This is a genomic window from Sporomusa rhizae, assembly GCF_041428845.1.
GTDB lineage: Bacteria > Bacillota > Negativicutes > Sporomusales > Sporomusaceae > Sporomusa > Sporomusa rhizae.
On the sequence record NZ_CP156925.1, the window covers coordinates 528,826 to 549,356 of the forward strand.

The following is a 20,531-nucleotide window of genomic DNA, read 5'->3' on the forward strand; positions in this document are numbered from 1 at the left end:
CTTAACCGCGACAACAGACATGGTTAATACAAGTTATGGAGGAATCGCAATGCTAACCAAAATCGCAGGCGGTATTACCGCACCGCAAGGCTTTAAAGCCGCCGGTGTTCACGCCGGTATTAAAAAGAATGGCAACGAAGATGTAGGTCTTATATATAGTACAGTTCCGGCCGCCGGCGCGGCCATGTTTACAACTAACAAGATGGCTGCCCCACCGGTTCAGGTTTCGCGGCAGGCGATTGAGCGAGGCGCTGCCCGCGCCATTATCGTCAATTCCGGCTGCGCCAATGCTTGTACCGGCGAACAGGGCTTGAAGGACGCTCAGGTCATGGCGCTGGAGACAGCCAAAGCGCTAAATATTGACGCCTGCGAAGTGCTAGTGGCTTCAACCGGAGTAATTGGCGTACCTTTGCCAATGGATAAAGTCAAAGCAGGGATTACGCAGGCTGCCGCCGCTCTCTCTGAAAACGGACATGAGGCGGCTTTAGCGGCTATTATGACAACAGATACTTTTAAAAAATCCTGTGTCTATGAATTTAAGCTAGATGGCAAAACTTGCAAAATTGCCGGGATTGCTAAAGGGGCGGGAATGATCCACCCCAACATGGCAACCATGCTCAGCTTTATTACTACCGACGCCGCCATTGCGCCGGCAATTCTAAAAAAAGCGCTTAGCGAAGCGGTGGAATTATCCTTTAACATGATTTCCGTAGACGGCGATACCAGTACCAATGATATGGTGACTGTACTAGCCAACGGACAGGGCGGTAATGAACTCATTACTTCTACGGACAGCCCGGCTTATCAGGAGTTTTATGCAGCCCTGAAAGTGGTGTGTACTGAACTGGCACAGCTCATCGTCCGTGATGGCGAAGGCGCAACCAAGTTCCTGGAGATTAACGTTACCGGTGCGGGTTCGTTTGCTGACGCTAAGCTGGCAGCAATGGCTATCGCTAAATCACCACTTGTTAAGACCGCTTTTTTCGGTCAGGATCCTAACTGGGGCCGGATATTGTGTGCTGTTGGTTATTCCGGCGCGAAATCTGAGCCGGAAAAAACCTCCCTCGATATCGGCGGCTTGACAATCGTAAGTAACGGACAGGGGGCAGCCGGCTTCGATACTGATAAGCTGAAAGAAGTCATGGCAGCCAAAGATATAGCAATAACAGTTTTCTTAGGAATGGGCGAAGCTTCGGCCACTGTTTGGACTTGCGATTTTTCATATGAGTATGTCAAGATTAACGGCGAATATACCACCTGATAGGTGAACAATACAGATTTTCATGTGGGAAGGGATGATTGTATGACTAATTCAGTAGAAAAAGCCGCAGTATTAATTCAGGCATTGCCTTATCTGCAGCGCTTTTCCGGTAACACTGTTGTTATTAAATACGGTGGCAACGCTATGCTTAACGATGAACTCAAAAAAAGCGTTATACAAGATATTATTTTTCTTAAATATGCCGGTATTAGGCCGGTAGTTGTTCATGGCGGTGGTCCGGAAATCACCGGTATGCTCAAAAAACTTGGCAAACAATCGTCGTTTGTCAGCGGTCTCAGAGTGACCGACGAGGAGACAGTAGAAATTGCTGAAATGGTGCTTGTCGGTAAGATCAACAGCGAGATTGTTAAATTCTTAAACTTCCTTGGTGCTAAAGCGATAGGATTGAGCGGCAAAGATGCCGACCTAATTATTGCTTCCAAACATCTGGCCAAAGTTCGCGAAAATGGCGAAATCAAAGAAGTCGATATCGGCTTTGTCGGCGACGTTCTCAAAATAAACACCGGCATTGTCGAAAAGCTGTTAGACGAAGGGTACATCCCTGTTATTGCACCAATTGGCGTAGGTAAGGACGGTGCCACCTACAACATTAATGCCGATTATGTGGCCGGTGAAGTGGCCGCAGCCCTGGGAGCTGAAAAACTGGCACTTATTACTGATGTTGAAGGTATTTATCGCGACTACAACGATAAGAGTACCTTTGTTTCAACCCTTTCTTTGGCCGAAGCTCAGGAGATGATCAAAGAAGGCACCATCGACGGCGGTATGATCCCGAAAATCGAGGCTTGCGTTAAGGCATTGGCTGCCGGGGTGGCCAAAACTCATATTATTGACGGACGTAAGCCCCATTCTTTACTGTTAGAAATCTTCACTACCGAGGGCATTGGCACTGAAGTGGTTAAATATAGGAGGTATATCGGTGGATAAACAAACTGTAATTAATCTTGATCAGGAAAACTATTTGCCGGTCTTTGCACGGTACTCGATTGTCCTTACCCATGGGGAAGGACCCTATATCTATGACAATGAAGGTAAAAAATATATAGATTTTCTTGCCGGTATTGCCGTCAACGTGCTTGGCCACGCTCATCCCAAGCTGGTTAAAGCCGTGTCCGAGCAAGCCGGAAAAATAATTCACTGCTCTAATCTATATTACACCGAGGAACAGGCCACTCTGGCCAAAACTCTGGCCGGGCTTAGCGGCCTCAACCGGGTATTCATAGCTAACAGCGGTGCGGAAGCCAATGAAGGCGCTATCAAACTTGCCCGTAAATATGGTAAAACCATTGCCGCTGACAAGGTAGAAATTATTACCGCCCTTGACTCTTTCCATGGCCGGACCTTAGCTACTTTAACGGCTACTGCCCAGCCGAAATACCAAAAAGGGTATGAGCCTTTGCCTGGCGGTTTCAGCTATATTCCTTTCAATGATATTGCCGCTCTGGAAAACGCTATTTCTGACAAGACTTGTGCCGTAATGCTGGAGACAATTCAGGGGGAAGGCGGCGTTAATGTTCCAGACCAGGACTATCTGGCCAAGGTTAAAGCTTTATGCGAGAAGCATGGGGCGCTAGTAATTCTGGATGAAATCCAATCAGGAATTGGTCGCACAGGAAAAATGTTTGCCTATGAGCATTTCGGCGTGAACCCTGATATTGTTACTCTGGCTAAAGGGTTGGCCGGCGGTGTACCAATCGGCGCTTTTATAACCTCGGAGAAAATCGCTGCAGCGTTCCACGCCGGCGACCACGGCTCGACCTTTGGCGGAAATCCGCTGGCTTGTGCCGCTGCCAACGCGGTTCTGAAAGCCATGGAAGACGAGAAGCTGCTTGAGAATGCACAAGTTGTTGGCGAATATCTTATCGCCAAACTCGGAGAGCTTAAGAATAAATATCCCTCACTGATCAGCAATGTACGTGGCAAAGGTCTTATGGTCGGTGCCAAACTGACTCAGCCGGGACGAGACATTGTTAACGAATGCATGAATCAAGGCGCCATTATTAACTGCACTGCCGGCGATGTACTCCGGTTTGTGCCGCCGCTTATCGTTACCAAAGAGAATGTGGACGAGATGATCGCAATATTAGATAAAACGCTTGCGGCCGTGCCCTGTGACTAAGACGCTCTAAGACCCCCATCTTTTATAAGTGGGAGTTATACCCCTACGGGCACAGGCGAGCGACTAAGTCACAGGATAAGGGCGACTAACCTTCAGATGGGGCTAAAACCCCACCTGAAGCTAAGTCTACTTTATAACTTTACTTATGGGGGAGTGTTAGGGAATGAGTCTTAAAGGAAAAGACTTTCTATCAATACATGATTTAAGTGTTGATGAAATATATCAGATTTTGGACTTTACCAAAATATTAAAAGCAAAACAAAAAGCCGGCGAACCACATCAACTCCTGAAAGGGAAAACACTGGGTATGATTTTTCAAAAATCTTCTACCCGCACCAGAGTATCCTTTGAAGTGGGGATGTACCAGCTTGGCGGTTCGGCCTTGTTCTTATCCTCCAACGACCTGCAGATCGGCCGGGGAGAACCGGTTAAAGATACAGGGCGGGTACTGTCCCGGTATCTTGACGGCATTATGATTCGGACGTTTTCCCATCTGGAAGTGGAAGAACTTGCAGAGTATTCCTCAATTCCGGTTATTAACGCCCTGACAGACCTCTTGCACCCCTGTCAGGCGATGGCTGATATATTTACCGCCATTGAGTATAAAGGTGATTTAAAAGGCCGCAAACTGTGCTATATCGGTGACGGTAACAATATGGTCAACTCCCTGCTGCACATTTGCGCTAAAGTCGGTATGGATATCAGTGTTGCCACACCGCCAAACTATGCGCCGGATGCTACTATTGTCGAGCAGGCGGCTGCCGCTGCTAAGACGTCCGGCAGCAAAATAAGCATTCTGGATGACCCGTTTGCCGCCGCCAAAGATGCCGATGTGCTATATACCGATGTATGGGCAAGCATGGGCAAGGAAGGCGAACAAGCAATCCGGAAACAAGCCTTTGCCGGCTTCCAGATTAACAGTACTATTATGCAAGTGGCAAAGAAGGATGCTATTGTTATGCATTGTCTGCCGGCCCATCGTGGCGAGGAGATTACTGAGGATGTCCTGGAGGGGCCAAATTCAGTAGTGTTTGATGAGGCTGAAAATAGACTGCACGTGCAAAAGGCCATCATGGCTTTAGTTATGGCCGACTGATGCATTAGAACTTGTTATAAACGCCCATCTGTGCGATGCTGTTACAACAAGCTTACTGCCACAAATCGCCGTATCGCAGTCTCATAGGCGACGGTTTCGTTACTCCTGCGGGGGCTTGCTAACGTACGGACGTACGCCGCGCTGCGCCTCCTCGTCGTGCCTCGCATCTGGACATTTCTAACAAGTTCCTGCAGTTCGTGACTTTTTGGGTCACGGAGTGACGGGAGTATGGAGTACGAAGTTCGAGAAATGCTAGAGCGTGATTAATCGCTTATGCGGAACTTTGCAGGAAAAACTTGCTAGTGGGCGAATAGGTATAAGTATCCATTGTTTTGGTATTTTTATTAGTTATTTAATTTAAGGAGGAAATATATAATGGGTGACATTAAAAAAGTTGTCCTGGCTTATTCCGGTGGCCTCGACACTTCGGTTATTATTCCTTGGCTTAAGGAAAACTACGGTTGTGAAGTTATTGCAATGTGTGCTGATGTTGGTCAGGGCGATGAGCTGGCTCCTGTACGGGAAAAGGCGATTAAATCCGGCGCCAGCAAGGTATATATTGAAGATTTAACCGCTGAGTTTGTGGAAGGTTATGTTTGGCCGACACTTAAAGCCGGCGCTGTTTATGAAGGCAAATACCTGTTAGGTACTTCGTTTGCCCGGCCAATTATTGCCAAAGCACTTGTTGACATTGCTCTTAAAGAAGGCGCAGACGCTATTTGTCATGGCGCTACCGGTAAAGGCAATGACCAGGTTCGTTTTGAACTTACCGTTAAGGCGTTGGCACCTCACCTCAAAATCATTGCTCCTTGGCGGGTGTGGGATATCCGTTCCCGGGAAGATGCCATTGATTATGCCGAAAAACATGGTATCCCAGTACCGGTAACCAAATCCCGTCCGTACAGCATGGACCGTAATATCTGGCATTTGAGCCATGAGGGGGCTGACCTGGAGAACCCGGCTAATGCGCCAAAAGATGACGTTTATATGATTACAACTCCGCCGGAGAAAGCTCCCGACGCTCCGTTATACATCGAAGTTGGTTTTGAAAAAGGTATTCCCGTAACGGTTGACGGCGTAAAAATGGATGCTGTGTCCCTGTTAACCAAGCTTAACGACATTGGTGCCGCTAACGGTATCGGTATTGCCGATATTGTAGAAAACCGCCTTGTGGGTATGAAGTCCCGCGGCGTTTACGAAAATCCCGGTGGAGCTATCCTGTACTACGCTCACCGCGAGCTGGAGTATTTGACCCTTGACCGCGCTACCTTGCATTATAAAGAGCAAGTAGCTATCAAATATGCCGAGCTGGTATATGATGGCATGTGGTTTGCTCCGCTCAGAGAAGCGCTTGATGCTTTCGTTAACTCCACGCAAGAGAATGTTACCGGTACTGTCCGTTTGAAACTGTATAAAGGGAACATCATGAGTGCAGGTTCCCAATCCCCATACTCCCTCTACAACGAAAAAATCGTAACCTTTGGTGACAGTGAAGAATTATATAACCATGGCGACGCAGAGGGCTTTATCAACCTGTTTGGTCTGCCGCTCAAAGTACGTGCCATGATGAAAGCCGAGGCCAAGAAAAACAATGACTAAACTGTGGGGCGGACGTTTCGCCAAAAGCACGGATGTAATGGTGGAGGAGTTTACCTCCTCCATTTCTTTTGATAATCGCATGTACCGCCAGGATATTGCCGGCAGTATTGCCCATGCCAAGATGCTTGCCAAGTGCGGTATTATCAGCCAGGAAGACGCCAAACTAATTATCGATGGCCTCGAAGGCATTTTAGCCGACATCGAAGCCGGCAACTTCAGCTTTGAAGTGTCTCTGGAAGATATTCATATGAATATTGAAAAACGCCTGACTGAGCGCATCGGCGCTGCCGGTGGACGGCTGCATACAGCCCGCAGCCGTAATGACCAGGTAGCTCTTGATACCCATATGTATGTTAGAGAGCAGGTAGCCGAGATCGGCAAACTGCTGTATGACCTGGAACAGGCTGTACTTGATACTGTGAACAAATATCCTGATGTCATTATGCCTGGCTATACTCACCTGCAGCGGGCTCAGCCCATTCTCTTCTCCCACCATATGATGACCTACTTCTTCATGTTGGAACGTGATTTCCGCCGGTTGGGCGGGGTATGGGAGTCTGCCGATATTATGCCGCTGGGGGCGGGCGCGTTAGCCGGTACGACTTTCCCGATCGACCGGGAGTTTGTGGCCCATGAATTGAAGTTTGGCCGTATCTATGAAAATAGTCTGGACGCTGTCAGCGACCGCGACTACATTTTGGAGTTTCTGTCCTTTGCGTCTATTCTTATGATGCATTTAAGCCGTCTAAGTGAAGAAATCATTCTCTGGTCATCCACCGAGTTTTCTTTTATTGAACTCGATGATGCCCATTGCACCGGCTCCAGCATAATGCCGCAAAAGAAAAACCCGGATGTTGCCGAACTGGTACGGGGTAAGACCGGCAGAGTATTTGGCCACCTGATGGCCATGTTGACTATCGCCAAGGGCTTGCCACTTGCTTATAACAAAGACTTGCAGGAAGATAAGGAAGGTCTGTTTGACACCATCGATACTGTGAAATTCAGTCTGACAGTATACGCGGCCATGTTGCGCGGTATGAAGGTGAATGCCGGCGCCATGCGCCAGGCGCTCAAAACCGACTTCTCTAACGCTACCGATATGGCCGATTATCTTGTGAAAAAAGGTTTGCCGTTCCGCCAGGCGCATGAAGTTGTCGGAAAATGTGTAGCCTATTGTTTAAGTGAGCAAAAAACCTTAGCTGAGTTAAGTTTAAATGAGTTTAAAGAATTTTCACAGTTGTTCGATAGCGATATCCTTGATGCCATTACTATCGAAACGTGTGTAGCTGCCCGTAACTCTTTGGGTGGAACTTCGCCCACCCAGGTTGGACAATCAGTGAATATTGCTAGGTCAATTCTAGAAAAACAACAAAAACGCCTTGACATGTATACAAAAAGCAAACTATAATAACCATAAATATACAATCCAAGGAGGCCTGTTAACATGACTGACATTGCGGTTACACTGGCTGAAAAACGAGGCACACTAACGGCAGAAGACAAACTGGGTTTTGGTAAAATTTTTACTGACCACATGTTTGTCATGGACTATGTTAGCGGTAAAGGCTGGCATAATGCCCGTATAGTTCCGTACGGCGATTTTGACCTTTCACCGGCGGCCATGGTTTTACATTATGGACAAGCAATTTTTGAAGGTATGAAAGCGTTCTGTACAGACGATAACAGAATTGTAGTGTATCGCCCAATGGATCACTGGAAACGGTTTAACATTTCGGCAGACATTTTGTCGATTCCGCAAATGGATTCGGAAGTACTAAATGCTGGTTTGAACAAACTGATCGAAATTGATAAGCATTGGGTACCGAAATCCTTGGGCACTTCTCTGTACATTCGTCCGTTTGTAATTTCAACAGATCCGTATGTTGGCGTTAAAGTAGCCGACCAGTATACTATGTTTATTATTACCTCGCCTGTTGGAGCGTACTACGCCTCAGGCTTCAAACCTGTCAAGATTAAGGTTGAAGATCATTTTGTCCGCGCGGTAAAAGGCGGCTTGGGCGAAGCCAAGACTCCGGCTAACTATGCCGCAAGTCTGAAAGCTTCAGAAGTTGCTAAAAAAGAAGGTTTTACCCAAGTGCTGTGGCTTGACGCTATAGAACAAAAATACATTGAAGAAGTCGGCACCATGAACATCTTCTTCAAAATTGACAATGAGATTATTACTCCGGAACTCAATGGCAGTATTTTGAATGGTATTACCCGTCGTTCGGTTATTCAGGTAGCCAAAGACTGGGGTATGAAAGTGACTGAGCGCCGCATTTCTATTGATGAAGTGTTCGCGGCTCACGAACAAGGCAAGTTGCAAGAGGTATTTGGTTCCGGTACAGCGGCGGTTATTTCGCCGGTGGGTGAGTTGTCCTGGAAAGGCAGGAATATCGTTGTTAACAACAATCAAACAGGCGAGACCTCGCAGAAACTGTTTGACCATATTACCAGCATTCAGCAAGGACGAGTTGCTGATAAATTTGGTTGGATTGGCGAAGTTACAAAACTGTAACTCAGACATCTGGTAACTATTAGGCTTGTGCCCTGGGCACAAGCCTAATTTAATATTTCTGCTCTTATAAATAATTTTTTATATTTCGTTTTTGTTTAAAAGGTTTTCCTATTATTGGGTAGAATAATGATATAGGTTAGACTGCAATTTTACTTGTTTTTTTGAGGTGTACAGATGATCTTACAGGTACGGGGAATACTTTCGACCATTAGTTTCCTTGATATTGTTGACATACTAATCGTTGCCTACTTTTTATATAAACTCTATGTCATGATTCGGGATACGCGGGCCGTTGCTTTGTTAAAAGGACTTGTTGTTCTTTTGCTAGCCACTCTTGTCAGCAAGTGGCTGGGACTTAATGTTATCAACTGGCTGCTGCAGAAAACCATGACCGTGGTGCTGGTAGCGCTGCCGGTAGTTTTTCAGCCTGAGCTTAGACGTGCGCTTGAACAGCTCGGGCGAGGTCGCTTCTTCCATAATGGTGCACAATTAAATGCTGAAGAAAAAGCAACTTTATTTGGAGAATTAGCCGCTACGGTAACCGCGCTGTCCAAGAATAAAATTGGTGCGCTGTTAGTGCTGGAACGTGAAACCGGACTCAATGACTATATTGAAACCGGTATTAAGGTCGACGGTTTGGTATCAAGCGAATTTTTGATTAATATTTTTATACCAAATACACCATTGCATGACGGCGCTGTTATTATCCGTGGCAACAGGGTGCAGGCGGCAGGATGCCTATTGCCGCTGTCTGACGACAGGACGCTGACCAAGGAACTCGGCACAAGGCATCGGGCGGCTATTGGTATCAGTGAGCAGACTGATTGTGTCGTTATAATCGTTAGCGAAGAAACCGGAATTATTTCATTAGCCAGAGGCGGCAGGCTGCATAGATATTTGGATGCCGATAAGCTTAAAGAACAACTTGTACCACTATTTGCGGCCAAAACCTCTTCACTTAATGAGTTGTTTAGCTGGAGGCCGTCGTAATGTTTCACAACTTTTTTAAAGGTACGGGAGAAACTAAAAATATAGCGCCTAAAATCTTTGCGATCGTGTTGGCTGTGGTATTATGGCTGTATGTGATGAATGAACAGAACCCGCCCATTGAATCGTCCTTCACGATACCCTTGGAGGTTCGCAACGCGGCGACAAGCTTTGTAATTGCCGATGTTCCCGAGACTGTCAAGGTCAAGGTGCGCGGGCCGCGCAGCGTTGTTGCCGGCATACTTACCCGCGATCTTAAGGCATATGTAGATGTCAAAGGTTTGACCGAAGGCCGGCACAATCTTAAGGTTTTGGCATCTTTGCCGACTAGCCTGGAACTCGTCGAGGTTAACCCTGATAGTGTACCCGTACGGCTTGATACGACTATTGCCCGGCAGATACCGATTGAGGTGCGCTTCAGTGGTACGCTTGCCAAGGGTTTTCTGGCAGGAAAATCAGCTGCCGGAAACGAGCTTGTTACTATTGAGGGACCCAAGAATGTTGTCGGGACAGTGGAAAAAGTAATTGCTGTTGTTGATTTATCAGGAAAAACTGCCGATATAACCGCAGATGCTGCACTTGTTCCTATTAATAAGGATGGCCGGGAAGTCGAAGGGCTTACTATCTATCCGGAAAAAACACGGGTAACTGTCAGCATAATAGAAGGCGTAACCAAAAAAATGATTGATATCAAGCCGGTTACGCAAGGAGAATTGCCGACCGGATTTGCCATTAAGGGTATCGTTACCCGCCCAGATAAAGTAGAAGTTCGTGAAGTCAAGACCGGGAAAGGTATCGAAAATATTGATGCAATTTATACCGAACCGATTGTTTTAAAAGACATTGTAGCAAATACGGAAAAAGAGGTTAAACTACAATTACCGGAGGGTCTGACAAGCAATACCACCAGCGTAACGGTTAGCATCAAAGTCGGGCCGCGTTAAAGGAGATAAGAGCTTTTGCTTAAGATCAGTAATTTTCGTGTACCGTTAACCGACGCTACGCCGCTCAGGCAACTGGCGGCCAGGCGGCTAAAACTGCCGCCTGATGCAATAAAACAATTGGTGATTGTCCGGCGGGCTGTAGATGCCCGCCGTAAAAATAACATTAACTTCGTATACACTCTGGAAGTTGAGACTAAGACCCCACCTGGTCAGACGCTCAGCCGGCTGGCAGGTGATAAAGATGTTGCCTTGCTAACTCCCGTTACGCCGGAGGAATTGACTCCAGGTACTAAACCGTTAATAAATCGCCCGGTAGTAGTTGGGGCCGGCCCGGCTGGTCTGTTTACTGCATTTATGCTGGCGAAGCACGGTTACAAGCCACTGTTAATCGAGCGGGGGCGGGATGTCGAGCAACGAGCCAGGGATATAGCCGACTTTTGGCGGACCGGTCAATTCAACTCGATCAGTAATGTCCAGTTTGGTGAAGGTGGCGCAGGAACATTTTCGGATGGCAAATTAACTACAAGGGTTAATGATCCACGGATGGCCGAAGTGCTTGCAATCATGGTAGAAGCCGGGGCTCCGCCGGAAATAGCCTATCTCCATAAGCCCCATATCGGGACCGATAAGCTGCGGCAAGTTGTCAAAAATATCCGTACCCGGATTGTGGAACTGGGCGGTCAGGTAGAATTTGAGGCTAGGCTGACCGCGGTCAAGACAGAGAATGGACGGCTTAGCGGCATAACAATTAATGACGATCGCTATGTGCCTTGTGAGGCGTTATTTTTAGCTATCGGCCATAGTGCCCGCGATACGTACGAAATGCTGTACCATAGTGATGTTGCGATGGAAGCCAAAGCCTTCGCAATCGGCGTCCGGATCGAACATCCGCAGGAATTGGTTGACCAGGCGCAATATGGTGCTAGCGCCGGTCATCCCCAACTGGGAGTGGCCGACTATGCGCTGGTATATCAAGATAAGGCGGCCGGACGGGCGGTATATTCCTTCTGCATGTGCCCGGGCGGCCTGGTGGTTGCGGCTGCTTCGGAAAAAGGCGGGGTAGTCACCAACGGTATGAGCTTATTTAGCCGTGATTCCGGTATTGCCAACAGTGCCTTGGCGGTTACGGTTAATCCAGCTGATTTTGGGCCTCATGTGCTTGACGGTATTGCGTTTCAACGCCGTTACGAGCAACTGGCCTTTGCGCTGGGCGGCAAAAACTACAACGCACCGGCCCAGACCGTAGGAGACTTTTTAAACAATAAGACGGGCAGCAGGAAATATCTTGTTACGCCTACCTATCAACCAGGGGTACAGCCTGCTGATCTTAGGCAGTGTTTACCCGACTTTGTCACAACGACATTGGCCAGAGCGTTGCCTGATTTTGGCCGCAAGATTCGCGGCTTTGATCATCCGGGGGCTGTGCTTACCGGTGTGGAGACCAGAACATCCGCACCTGTTCGAATAATCCGCGGCCAGGACTTTACTTCGATCAGCACTGCCGGTCTGTATCCGATTGGCGAAGGTGCCGGTTATGCCGGCGGCATTATGAGCGCCGCACTCGACGGAATGAACGCAGCCATTAGTTTTATCAAAGAATACAAAGCATAGTGTTACTGTACAAGTGAAAGGAGCTTTTACTATATATGGCAAGATTATTTGGAACTGACGGTGTGCGTGGCTTGGCCAACGCCGAACTTAATCCCGAACTCGCTTTTAAAATGGGGCGGGCTGCTACCTATTATTTTGGCAAAGAGCATCAACGTCCTACCTTTTATATTGGCCGGGACACCCGTATCTCCGGCCAAATGCTGGAGGCGGCTTTAGCGGCAGGTATCTGTTCGGCCGGTGGCGAGGCAGTATTGTTAGGGGTTGTACCTACTCCGGCAGTTGCCTATCTGACCCGTAAGCATGGAGCTCAAGCCGGTGTTGTTATTTCGGCGTCCCATAACCCTTTCCCTGATAATGGCATTAAGTTTTTTGCCGGTACAGGTTACAAGCTGCCCGATGCAGTAGAGGATGAACTGGAAAAATTAATCGAAGCTCAGCCTGATGCCATGCCAAGACCTACGGCTGATGGTGTTGGTTTTATTACCAACAAGCATGACATGTTGAACGAATACATAGATTACGCGATAAATACGGTCGAAACAAGTCTGCAGGGACTTAAGATAGTAGTTGACTGCGCTAACGGCGCCGCTTATGAAGCGACACCGGCTGCCTTAAGAAAGCTAGGGGCAGAAGTGGTTGTCCTCAATGACAAGCCGAATGGTACCAATATTAATGCAGGCTGTGGGTCAACTCACCTGGAGCAGCTACAGGCTGTTGTCCTTCAGCATAATGCTGATTTAGGCTTGGCCAATGATGGCGATGCTGACCGTTGTTTGGCTGTTGATGAAACAGGCACAGACATCGACGGCGACCAGATGATGCTCATCTGTGCGCTCGAAATGCTTAAACAAAATACATTACCGGAGAAAACACTGGTAGCTACTGTCATGAGCAATCTTGGCATGCACCAGGCAATGAAAAAAGCCGGTGGTAAGGTTCTTGTTACCCCGGTAGGTGACCGTTATGTACTGGAGGCTATGCTTAAACATAACCTGGTGCTTGGCGGCGAGCAATCAGGCCATATTATTTTCAGCCAGTACAGCACAACCGGTGACGGACTGATTACTGCCCTGAAACTGGCGGCAGCTTTAAAACAAAGCGGCAAAAAGATGTCTGAGCTTTCTAAAGTAATGACCCGGTTCCCACAATTGCTGGTTAACGTACGAGTGAAGAGCAAAGAGGGCTGGGAGCAGAATGCTAAGATAGCTGCAGCTATCAAGGCCAGCGATGATGAATTAGGTGATAATGGTCGTATTCTGGTACGGCCTTCCGGAACAGAACCCCTTATCCGGGTTATGGCCGAAGGTCCGTCTCTGCCTGACCTTGAGCGCATTGTGGCAACAATTGCCGACGTTATTAAGCAAGAACAGGGCTAAAGAGTTATTGACCAATATGGTAAACTATATTACAATAAGATAGAATATGGTGAAGGAGCACTAAACAGTGCTCCTTTGCATATGTATGGGTTAAGTATATAAGGAGGTGGGAATGACAAGTAAAGCCGGATAAGAATTATCTATACAACAAAAACTAGTCTAAAAAGCGCTGGTGCTTGGGTGTTCCAAGCAGACGAGGAAGAGGTTTATCGAGCAGTCAGCGGATACCTCTCGGTTGCTGCTAACCGTAAGCTTGCCGACAAACCCGCAGGGTGACCTGCGGAACAAAACGGCAGCAGGCAGGATAAAAACCCATACGAACAATCGAAGATTTTTAGGAGGCTTATATATATGTGTGGTATTGTAGGCTATATCGGCCCTGATCAAGCGGCTCCCTTTCTCTTGGATGGAATGAGTAAGCTTGAATACCGTGGTTATGATTCAGCAGGTATTGCCGTATTTGACGGCAATGGCATAAATGTAGATAAAAGTGTTGGCCGGCTCAACGTGCTTGCCAAAAAAGTAGAACTTCACCCGCTTAACGGTCATGTCGGCATTGGCCATACCCGGTGGGCAACTCATGGCCGTCCGTCTGATGCCAACTCCCATCCTCATACCGATTGCACCGGTAGATTTGTCGTCGTGCATAACGGTATTATCGAAAACTATCTGCATCTCAAAGAGCAGCTTAGTGCCAAAGGGCACAAATTTACTTCCGAAACCGATACCGAGGTAGTAGCTCATCTTGTTGAAGAGTTCTACCAGGGAGATTTTGAAGCCGCGGTCAAAAAAGTGCTGGAGAAAATCGAAGGCTCCTATGCTCTGGTATTTATGTGCCAGGACGAGCCTGATAAACTTATCTGCACCAAGCAGGATAATCCGCTGGTTATCGGACTGGGCGACGGCGAAAACTTCATTGCCTCCGACATTCCGGCCATCATCAGCCATACCCGTAAAACCTATATCCTAAGCGACGGAGAAATGGCTGTCGTTACTAAAGATTCGGTTTGGGTTATGAATCGCCAGGGCGTACCGGTAACCAAAAAAGTATTCGAAGTAAATTGGGATGCTGAAGCAGCCGAAAAAGGCGGCTATGAGCATTTTATGATCAAAGAAATTTATGAACAGCCTAAAGCCGTTCGCGAAACCATGACCAGCCGTGTGGCCAAAGATGACAGCGGTATTATCTTTGATGAATTAAAGTGGAATAAAGATGATATAGCCGGAATCAAAAAAATCGCCATAGTAGCCTGCGGCACGGCCTACCATGCCGGTATTGTCGGCAAATATATGATTGAAAACCTGGCCCGTATTCCGGTTGAGGTAGATGTTGCTTCCGAATTCCGTTACCGTTCGCCGCTTATTGACGATCAAACCCTGACGATTGTCATCAGCCAATCCGGGGAGACCCTGGACACTTTGGCAGCTTTAAAAGAGGCTAAAAATTTAGGCTCCCGTACTTTGGCGGTAACTAACGTGGTTGGTTCTTCGATTGCCCGGGAGTCCCATCAGGTTATCTATACCTGGGCTGGCCCGGAAATCGCAGTTGCCTCCACCAAAGCCTATACAACCCAGCTAATCGTTATGGCATTACTGTCTATTTATATGGGCTCGATCAAAGGCACACTGTCTCCAGAAAGAACTAAGGAATTGTGCCAGGCTTTACGGAACCTCCCTGGCCAAGTTCATGAAGTATTAGAAGACGTTGAACCTATCAAAACCTTTGCCCAGCAGTACGGCTTCTGTGAAGATGTATTCTTCATTGGCCGTTCCTTAGACTATGCAGTCGCTTTGGAGGGTTCGCTCAAACTAAAAGAGATTTCTTATATCCATGCTGAAGCTTATGCCGCCGGCGAACTAAAGCACGGTACCTTAGCCCTAATTATCGAAGGGGTACCGGTAATAGCGCTTGCTACTCAGCATGACGTATATGAGAAAACCCTCAGCAATATCAAAGAGGTAAAAGCGCGTGACGCCGTAGTAATCGGTGTCGGTCTCAAAGGTGATAAACAAATTGAGAAATATGTCGATCACACCATCTATATACCAGCCACCGACAAATTCCTCACTCCGATCCTTGCCGTCGTTCCGCTTCAGTTGCTGGCCTATTATGCAGCAGTAACCAGAGGTGCTGATGTTGATAAGCCGAGGAATCTGGCGAAGAGCGTTACGGTTGAGTAGGTTGAATTAGATAGAGTTTGATTTTTTAATGTAGAAAACAAATAAAGTTGTACACTAAAAACAAATAAAGTTGTACACGACAAATAAAGTTGTACACTAACCACCTTTCTGGTATGCTATTTCCATAGGATACCAGAAAGGTGGTTTTTCTGTGAGTAAACGGTCCTTCGGATGGAATGAATCAAAGTATAATAGATTTATCAAAGAAAATAGAGGGCGGGGAGAAGGTTATCACTATACTCCTTGGCTTAAAATTCAAGATTTCCCATCTCGCGGAAGAGTTTCCAGAGTTTCTGGTATCAAAACCCAAAGAGTGCATTCTTTGTTCTCTGACCTTGAAACAAGATGTTTTTATATCTTTGATTGGAGTAATAAAGAAATTGATATACGAGAACAGTTTCCGTTACTGGAATTCGAAGAAACTATAAAAATCGCGGAAAAAATCGGTATTACGTATCCGCGTGACCGTGAAACTGATTTTCCAATAGTCATGACAACGGACTTTCTCTTAACTATACAGAATGAAGATGGTATATGTTATGTTGCAAGGACTGTAAAACCATCTTCTGAGCTTGACAAAAAGCGGGTTATGGAAAAATTCGAGATTGAACGGCGATATTGGGCGGAGCGCAATATAGATTGGGGGATTGTGACTGAAAAAGAGATACAACTAGAATTGGTTCAAAATATACAATGGTTTCAATCACTTTATAATTTTGAATTAGAAGGCGTAAGTAGTTCAGACTTTGAAATGTTAGTTTCACTTTTTAAGAGACAATTTGCTATAGACAATCAAATATCTATCCAGCAAGTTTGCAATAGTTTTGATATAAACCAAAATCTACAAAGCGGTACATCTATGAGTTTATTTCGCTATTTGGTAGCTAGAAAAGAAATCAAAGTAAACATACAAACAAAAATTGATATACATGTGCCGCTCATTAAATTTGGTTACGTTCCAAATATAGAATCGGGAGAAACTAAACATGTTATACGCTAATGATATATTTAAATGGGCAGATGGTACAACGGAACGCTTATTGTGGACAGATGGAGAAATAGGATATTTTATTAACGTTTTAGCCAATAAAGGAATTCCCATGAAGAAAACAATATCTGAGTATCTACTTGGAATAGAAGAGCAACGGGTCATAAAAGTGGAACAAGACCCTATGGCAAGAAGTTATCCAGAAGATAAAATACCTGATAATTATAAAATGGTTCGTAGTTCTGCATGGGAAGTAATACAAGAATTGGTGTCTCCACAAAATGAACCCGAAATTTATCATCGTAGTACCAGAGGTAAGCTTATCAATCAGACAGCCGAAAGACATGGTGTGCAAAGAAAGACAGTATATAAGTATCTCCGAAAATACTGGCAACGTGGCAGAACTCTCAATGCTCTATTGCCTGATTATTTCAACTCTGGAGCCAATGGTAAAACAAGAAAAGCGGGTGAGAAAAAACGTGGTAGACCACGAAAATTTAAAGATTCTTTGGGTGAAGGAGTAAATGTTACTAGCCGAGACATTGAGAAATTTATGAAAGCCTTGGATAAATACTACTATGCCCAGAAGGGCTACTCACCAAAAGAAGTCTACAATTTATTATTAGCTGACTTTTATTCTGATGACTTTCGATATAACGACCAAGGGGTGAAATTGCCTGTTTTAAAACAAGTGAACAATGTTCCTTCCTTGCGCCAATTTTTGTATTGGTTTGATGAGAAACTGGATATTGAGCGCAGTTTAAGGTCGAGAAAAGGTGACAGAAATTTTGAACTAAATGAAAGACCTATATTAAATTCTTCTGCCGAAGAGGGGTTGTGGGCGACGTATAAGTACCAAATTGACGCGACCATCGGTGATATCTATTTACGGAGTGCCTATAATCCTAATGAAATCATAGGTCGTCCTGTTATTTATTTTGTGATTGATGTTTTTAGTAGAATGATTGTTGGTTATTACGTTGGATTGGAGGGGCCTTCGTGGATTGGCATGGCAATGGCACTTGCAAATGCCATGACGGACAAAGTGTCATTTTGTGCTAAATACGAAAAAAAAATTACGCGAGAAGAGTGGGCATGTCATTTCGTACCAGAAGCTCTCATGTGTGACAGAGGAGAAGGGGAAAGCAAATCTATTGAAACAGCTTGTCACTCTTTGAATATCAGAATTGAAAATGCCGCGCCTTATCGTGCTGATTGGAAAGGAATTGTGGAGCGTTATTTTAGAACTACTAACGAATATATCAAGCGGCGAGTTCCTGGCGCGGTATTGCCTGATTTTAATACTCGTATGGGACAAGATTATAGGCTTGATGCAAAGTTAGACCTGTATGATTTTAATCGGCTCATTATTGAATTAATATTACATTATAACAATAATAACTACATGGAGAATTACACTCGTAATACCGAGTTAATCGCAGAAGATGTAAACCCAATTCCGAGAGAGTTATGGAATTGGAGCATAAAAAGAAGTATTCCGAGAGTGTTCGATGAAAAACGAATTATTTTGAGTCTCATGCCAAGAGATACCGCGACTGTAACCGCAGACGGGATAAGGTTTAAAAAACTTCTTTACACTTGTGAAAAGGCAATTAGAGAAGAGTGGTATTTGAAAGCCAATATTAAAGGTTCTTGGAAAGTGAATATTTCTTATGACCCAAGAAACATGAATAACCTTTACATTTGGAATATTGGTTCTAGTGAATTTGAAATTTGTAATCTGGCACCATCCCAAAAGAATTATTATAATCAAGATTTAAATGAACTTGATTATTTATTTGACCTTAGAGAATATGAACGTACTCAATTAGAGCAGGAAACACGGCAATCACAGTCAGACCTTAACGCTATTGTTGGGCATATCATTCATGAAGCAAAGAATAAAGTCCCGAAAACTAATAAAAGCAAAGCGGCACAGGTGCGAAATATACGAGAAAACAGAAAAAATGAAAAGGAACTAAATAGAAAAACCGAAAAATTTTCGCTTGTACCGAAAGAAGTTAAAGGAACAGCAGAAAAATCAGGTTCTATTGATAGTATAATTAATTTATCCCCTTCGAAAGAAAGTATCGAGAAAAGTTATGCTTTTCCTAAAAAACTCGATTTACTAAAACGAAAGATGCGGGAGAGAAAAGATGGAGATAAGTGAAGACACTAATCTATCGAAAAGGAAAGATGTGGTAAGAGCCGTATATTCTCCTCAATTTCTGAAAGAGTATAGCAATAACCCATTGATTGAGGCATTACCGCCTATTTTCTCTTACGAAGAAGTTTTTGATTTGCTTGCCGTCACTGCTGACTATAGTGATGAGGAGCGACTGCTGGAACCACATCTGCGGCTGCATTGTGTGCAAAGAATTTTTTCTGTTTTTCAACCTCTTGATAGGCATTTTGATTTGGAACAAAGATTTTCGATGGCAATTAGACAGGGATATGTTTCAAGAAATCCTTTTACCCCAGATTACGCCAGACGGCTCCAACAAGGTTATGAATCTATTAAGCAGGGAAAAATCCCCACTAAATTACCATTCAACACCAGAAATATAGCATCTGGCTTTACCATTATCGGGATATCTGGTATCGGTAAAAGCACAGCTATAAATCGAATTCTATCTTCTTACCCACAAATTATTATTCATTCTAAATACAAGGAACAACCGTTCAGCCTCTATCAGATAAGTTGGCTCAAGCTTGATTGTCCGCATGACGGTTCTACAAGAGCATTATGTACAAATTTTTTTATGGCTATCGACAGACTACTTGGAACCAATTATTTTGCTAAACATGGTTCGAAAAGGAATTTTGCTGTGAATACCATGCTTCCTATCATGGGGCAAATTGCACAAGACCATTGTTTAGGAGCATTAATCATTGACGAAATTCAGCATCTAAGCCGAGCCAAAAGCGGTGGAGCAGAGGAGATGCTAAACTTCTTCGTAACCCTTGTAAATACCATCGGAGTACCAGTAATTCTCATTGGGACAAATAAAGCAATGCCCATCTTGCAAGGTGAGTTCCGTCAAGCACGGCGCGGTAGTGGTCAAGGGGATATGGTGTGGGAACGTATGCAAAACGACGAACTTTGGGAAATACTTATGGAGGCAATTTGGTCGTTTCAGTGGACGAAGACAAAGACGATACTAACGCAAGAACTGGTGGATACATTGTATATGGAAAGCCAGGGTATTACTGACATCGCAGTAAAGCTATATACTATTTCTCAACTAAGAGCTATATCTATTGGTGGCGATGAAATAATTACCCCCAATCTTATACGAGAGGTATCTAAAGATAGTTTAACGTTGGTACGCCCAATGCTAGACGCATTAAAATCTGGTGATTTAAACGAAATCGCAAAGTATGGAGATATAAAGCCTCTCAAATATGAAGATTTCTACGAGCGTTATAAAGGGGCGTTAGCTCAACGTCTGAATGGGCAAGGAAAACCCCAAATAATAACGCCGAAAAATACCCAATCAATTTCGACACAGGTGATTTCTGAATTAATGAAGTTAGGTATCGCCCCTGAAATAGCCGTAAAAGCGGCGCAAGAAGTGATGACATCCATCAAATCGGATGATATTAACGCTATTGTCATTGAAGCATTTAAAATTGCTTTAGGTGTTAGTAACTCGACTACCTGTAAAAAGGACAAGCCTAAAGCAAAAAAACACTCTCCAATAGTAGACGTTAACGACCTGCGATTTATTGGACAACAGGCAAAAGCGAATCAGCGACCTACTTATGAATATCTAAATGAGCAGGGGTACATAAAGAATATCGTAGAGGAGTTTTTATAGAGAGGAGAA

General features: G+C 45.1%; 15 protein-coding genes. All 15 read left to right on the forward strand.

All coding sequences use genetic code 11. From position 1 onward, the window contains the following. Nucleotides 1-49 precede the first annotated feature (49 nt). The 15 genes from argJ to SRRS_RS02530 all read left to right on the forward strand — a co-directional run bounded on the left by argJ (nucleotide 50) and on the right by SRRS_RS02530 (nucleotide 20,522). Nucleotides 50-1,261, forward strand: coding sequence for a bifunctional glutamate N-acetyltransferase/amino-acid acetyltransferase ArgJ (gene argJ / locus SRRS_RS02460; RefSeq protein ID WP_371365907.1), 1,212 nt, complete (start codon nucleotides 50-52; stop codon nucleotides 1,259-1,261). A gap of 42 nt (nucleotides 1,262-1,303) precedes the next feature. Beyond that, nucleotides 1,304-2,209 carry an acetylglutamate kinase gene (gene argB / locus SRRS_RS02465; protein ID WP_371365909.1) on the forward strand — a complete coding sequence of 302 codons (906 nt, stop codon included), beginning with the start codon at nucleotides 1,304-1,306 and terminating at the stop codon, nucleotides 2,207-2,209. Continuing rightward, nucleotides 2,202-3,401 (forward strand): acetylornithine transaminase, encoded by a 1,200-nt coding sequence (locus SRRS_RS02470; protein WP_371365911.1) that lies wholly within the window; start codon nucleotides 2,202-2,204, stop codon nucleotides 3,399-3,401. Before argB ends, SRRS_RS02470 begins: the two co-directional genes overlap by 8 nt. Before the next feature lie 163 nt (nucleotides 3,402-3,564). Continuing rightward, nucleotides 3,565-4,497 carry an ornithine carbamoyltransferase gene (gene argF, locus SRRS_RS02475; protein WP_371365913.1) on the forward strand — a complete coding sequence of 311 codons (933 nt, stop codon included), beginning with the start codon at nucleotides 3,565-3,567 and terminating at the stop codon, nucleotides 4,495-4,497. Between the two features lie 375 nt (nucleotides 4,498-4,872). Further along, entirely contained in the window at nucleotides 4,873-6,096 is a 1,224-nt protein-coding gene (locus SRRS_RS02480; RefSeq protein ID WP_371365915.1) for an argininosuccinate synthase, read from the forward strand. Next, on the forward strand, nucleotides 6,089-7,504 hold the full coding sequence (gene argH / locus SRRS_RS02485; protein WP_371365917.1) for an argininosuccinate lyase: 1,416 nt from the start codon (nucleotides 6,089-6,091) through the stop codon (nucleotides 7,502-7,504). Before SRRS_RS02480 ends, argH begins: the two co-directional genes overlap by 8 nt. Before the next feature lie 36 nt (nucleotides 7,505-7,540). Further along, nucleotides 7,541-8,614: a branched-chain amino acid aminotransferase gene (locus SRRS_RS02490; protein WP_371365919.1), complete on the forward strand. Its 1,074-nt coding sequence runs from the start codon at nucleotides 7,541-7,543 to the stop codon at nucleotides 8,612-8,614. Between the two features lie 174 nt (nucleotides 8,615-8,788). After that, nucleotides 8,789-9,604, forward strand: a complete 816-nt coding sequence (gene cdaA / locus SRRS_RS02495; protein WP_371365921.1) for a diadenylate cyclase CdaA — start codon at nucleotides 8,789-8,791, stop codon at nucleotides 9,602-9,604. Further along, nucleotides 9,604-10,545, forward strand: coding sequence for a YbbR-like domain-containing protein (locus tag SRRS_RS02500; RefSeq protein WP_371365922.1), 942 nt, complete (start codon nucleotides 9,604-9,606; stop codon nucleotides 10,543-10,545). The genes cdaA and SRRS_RS02500 overlap by 1 nt, the downstream gene beginning before the upstream one ends. A gap of 15 nt (nucleotides 10,546-10,560) precedes the next feature. Beyond that, nucleotides 10,561-12,156 carry an NAD(P)/FAD-dependent oxidoreductase gene (locus tag SRRS_RS02505; protein ID WP_371365924.1) on the forward strand — a complete coding sequence of 532 codons (1,596 nt, stop codon included), beginning with the start codon at nucleotides 10,561-10,563 and terminating at the stop codon, nucleotides 12,154-12,156. Between the two features lie 35 nt (nucleotides 12,157-12,191). Then, entirely contained in the window at nucleotides 12,192-13,532 is a 1,341-nt protein-coding gene (glmM, locus tag SRRS_RS02510) for a phosphoglucosamine mutase (protein ID WP_371365926.1), read from the forward strand. A gap of 351 nt (nucleotides 13,533-13,883) precedes the next feature. After that, entirely contained in the window at nucleotides 13,884-15,713 is a 1,830-nt protein-coding gene (gene glmS, locus SRRS_RS02515; protein ID WP_371365928.1) for a glutamine--fructose-6-phosphate transaminase (isomerizing), read from the forward strand. A 151-nt stretch (nucleotides 15,714-15,864) separates the two neighbouring features. After that, nucleotides 15,865-16,713, forward strand: a complete 849-nt coding sequence (locus SRRS_RS02520) for a TnsA endonuclease N-terminal domain-containing protein (RefSeq protein WP_371365930.1) — start codon at nucleotides 15,865-15,867, stop codon at nucleotides 16,711-16,713. Then, nucleotides 16,700-18,871, forward strand: coding sequence for a Mu transposase C-terminal domain-containing protein (locus SRRS_RS02525; RefSeq protein ID WP_371365932.1), 2,172 nt, complete (start codon nucleotides 16,700-16,702; stop codon nucleotides 18,869-18,871). Before SRRS_RS02520 ends, SRRS_RS02525 begins: the two co-directional genes overlap by 14 nt. Beyond that, a complete protein-coding gene (locus SRRS_RS02530; RefSeq protein ID WP_371365934.1) occupies nucleotides 18,858-20,522 on the forward strand; it encodes an ATP-binding protein in 1,665 nt (554 codons plus the stop codon). The genes SRRS_RS02525 and SRRS_RS02530 overlap by 14 nt, the downstream gene beginning before the upstream one ends. Nucleotides 20,523-20,531 lie beyond the last annotated feature (9 nt).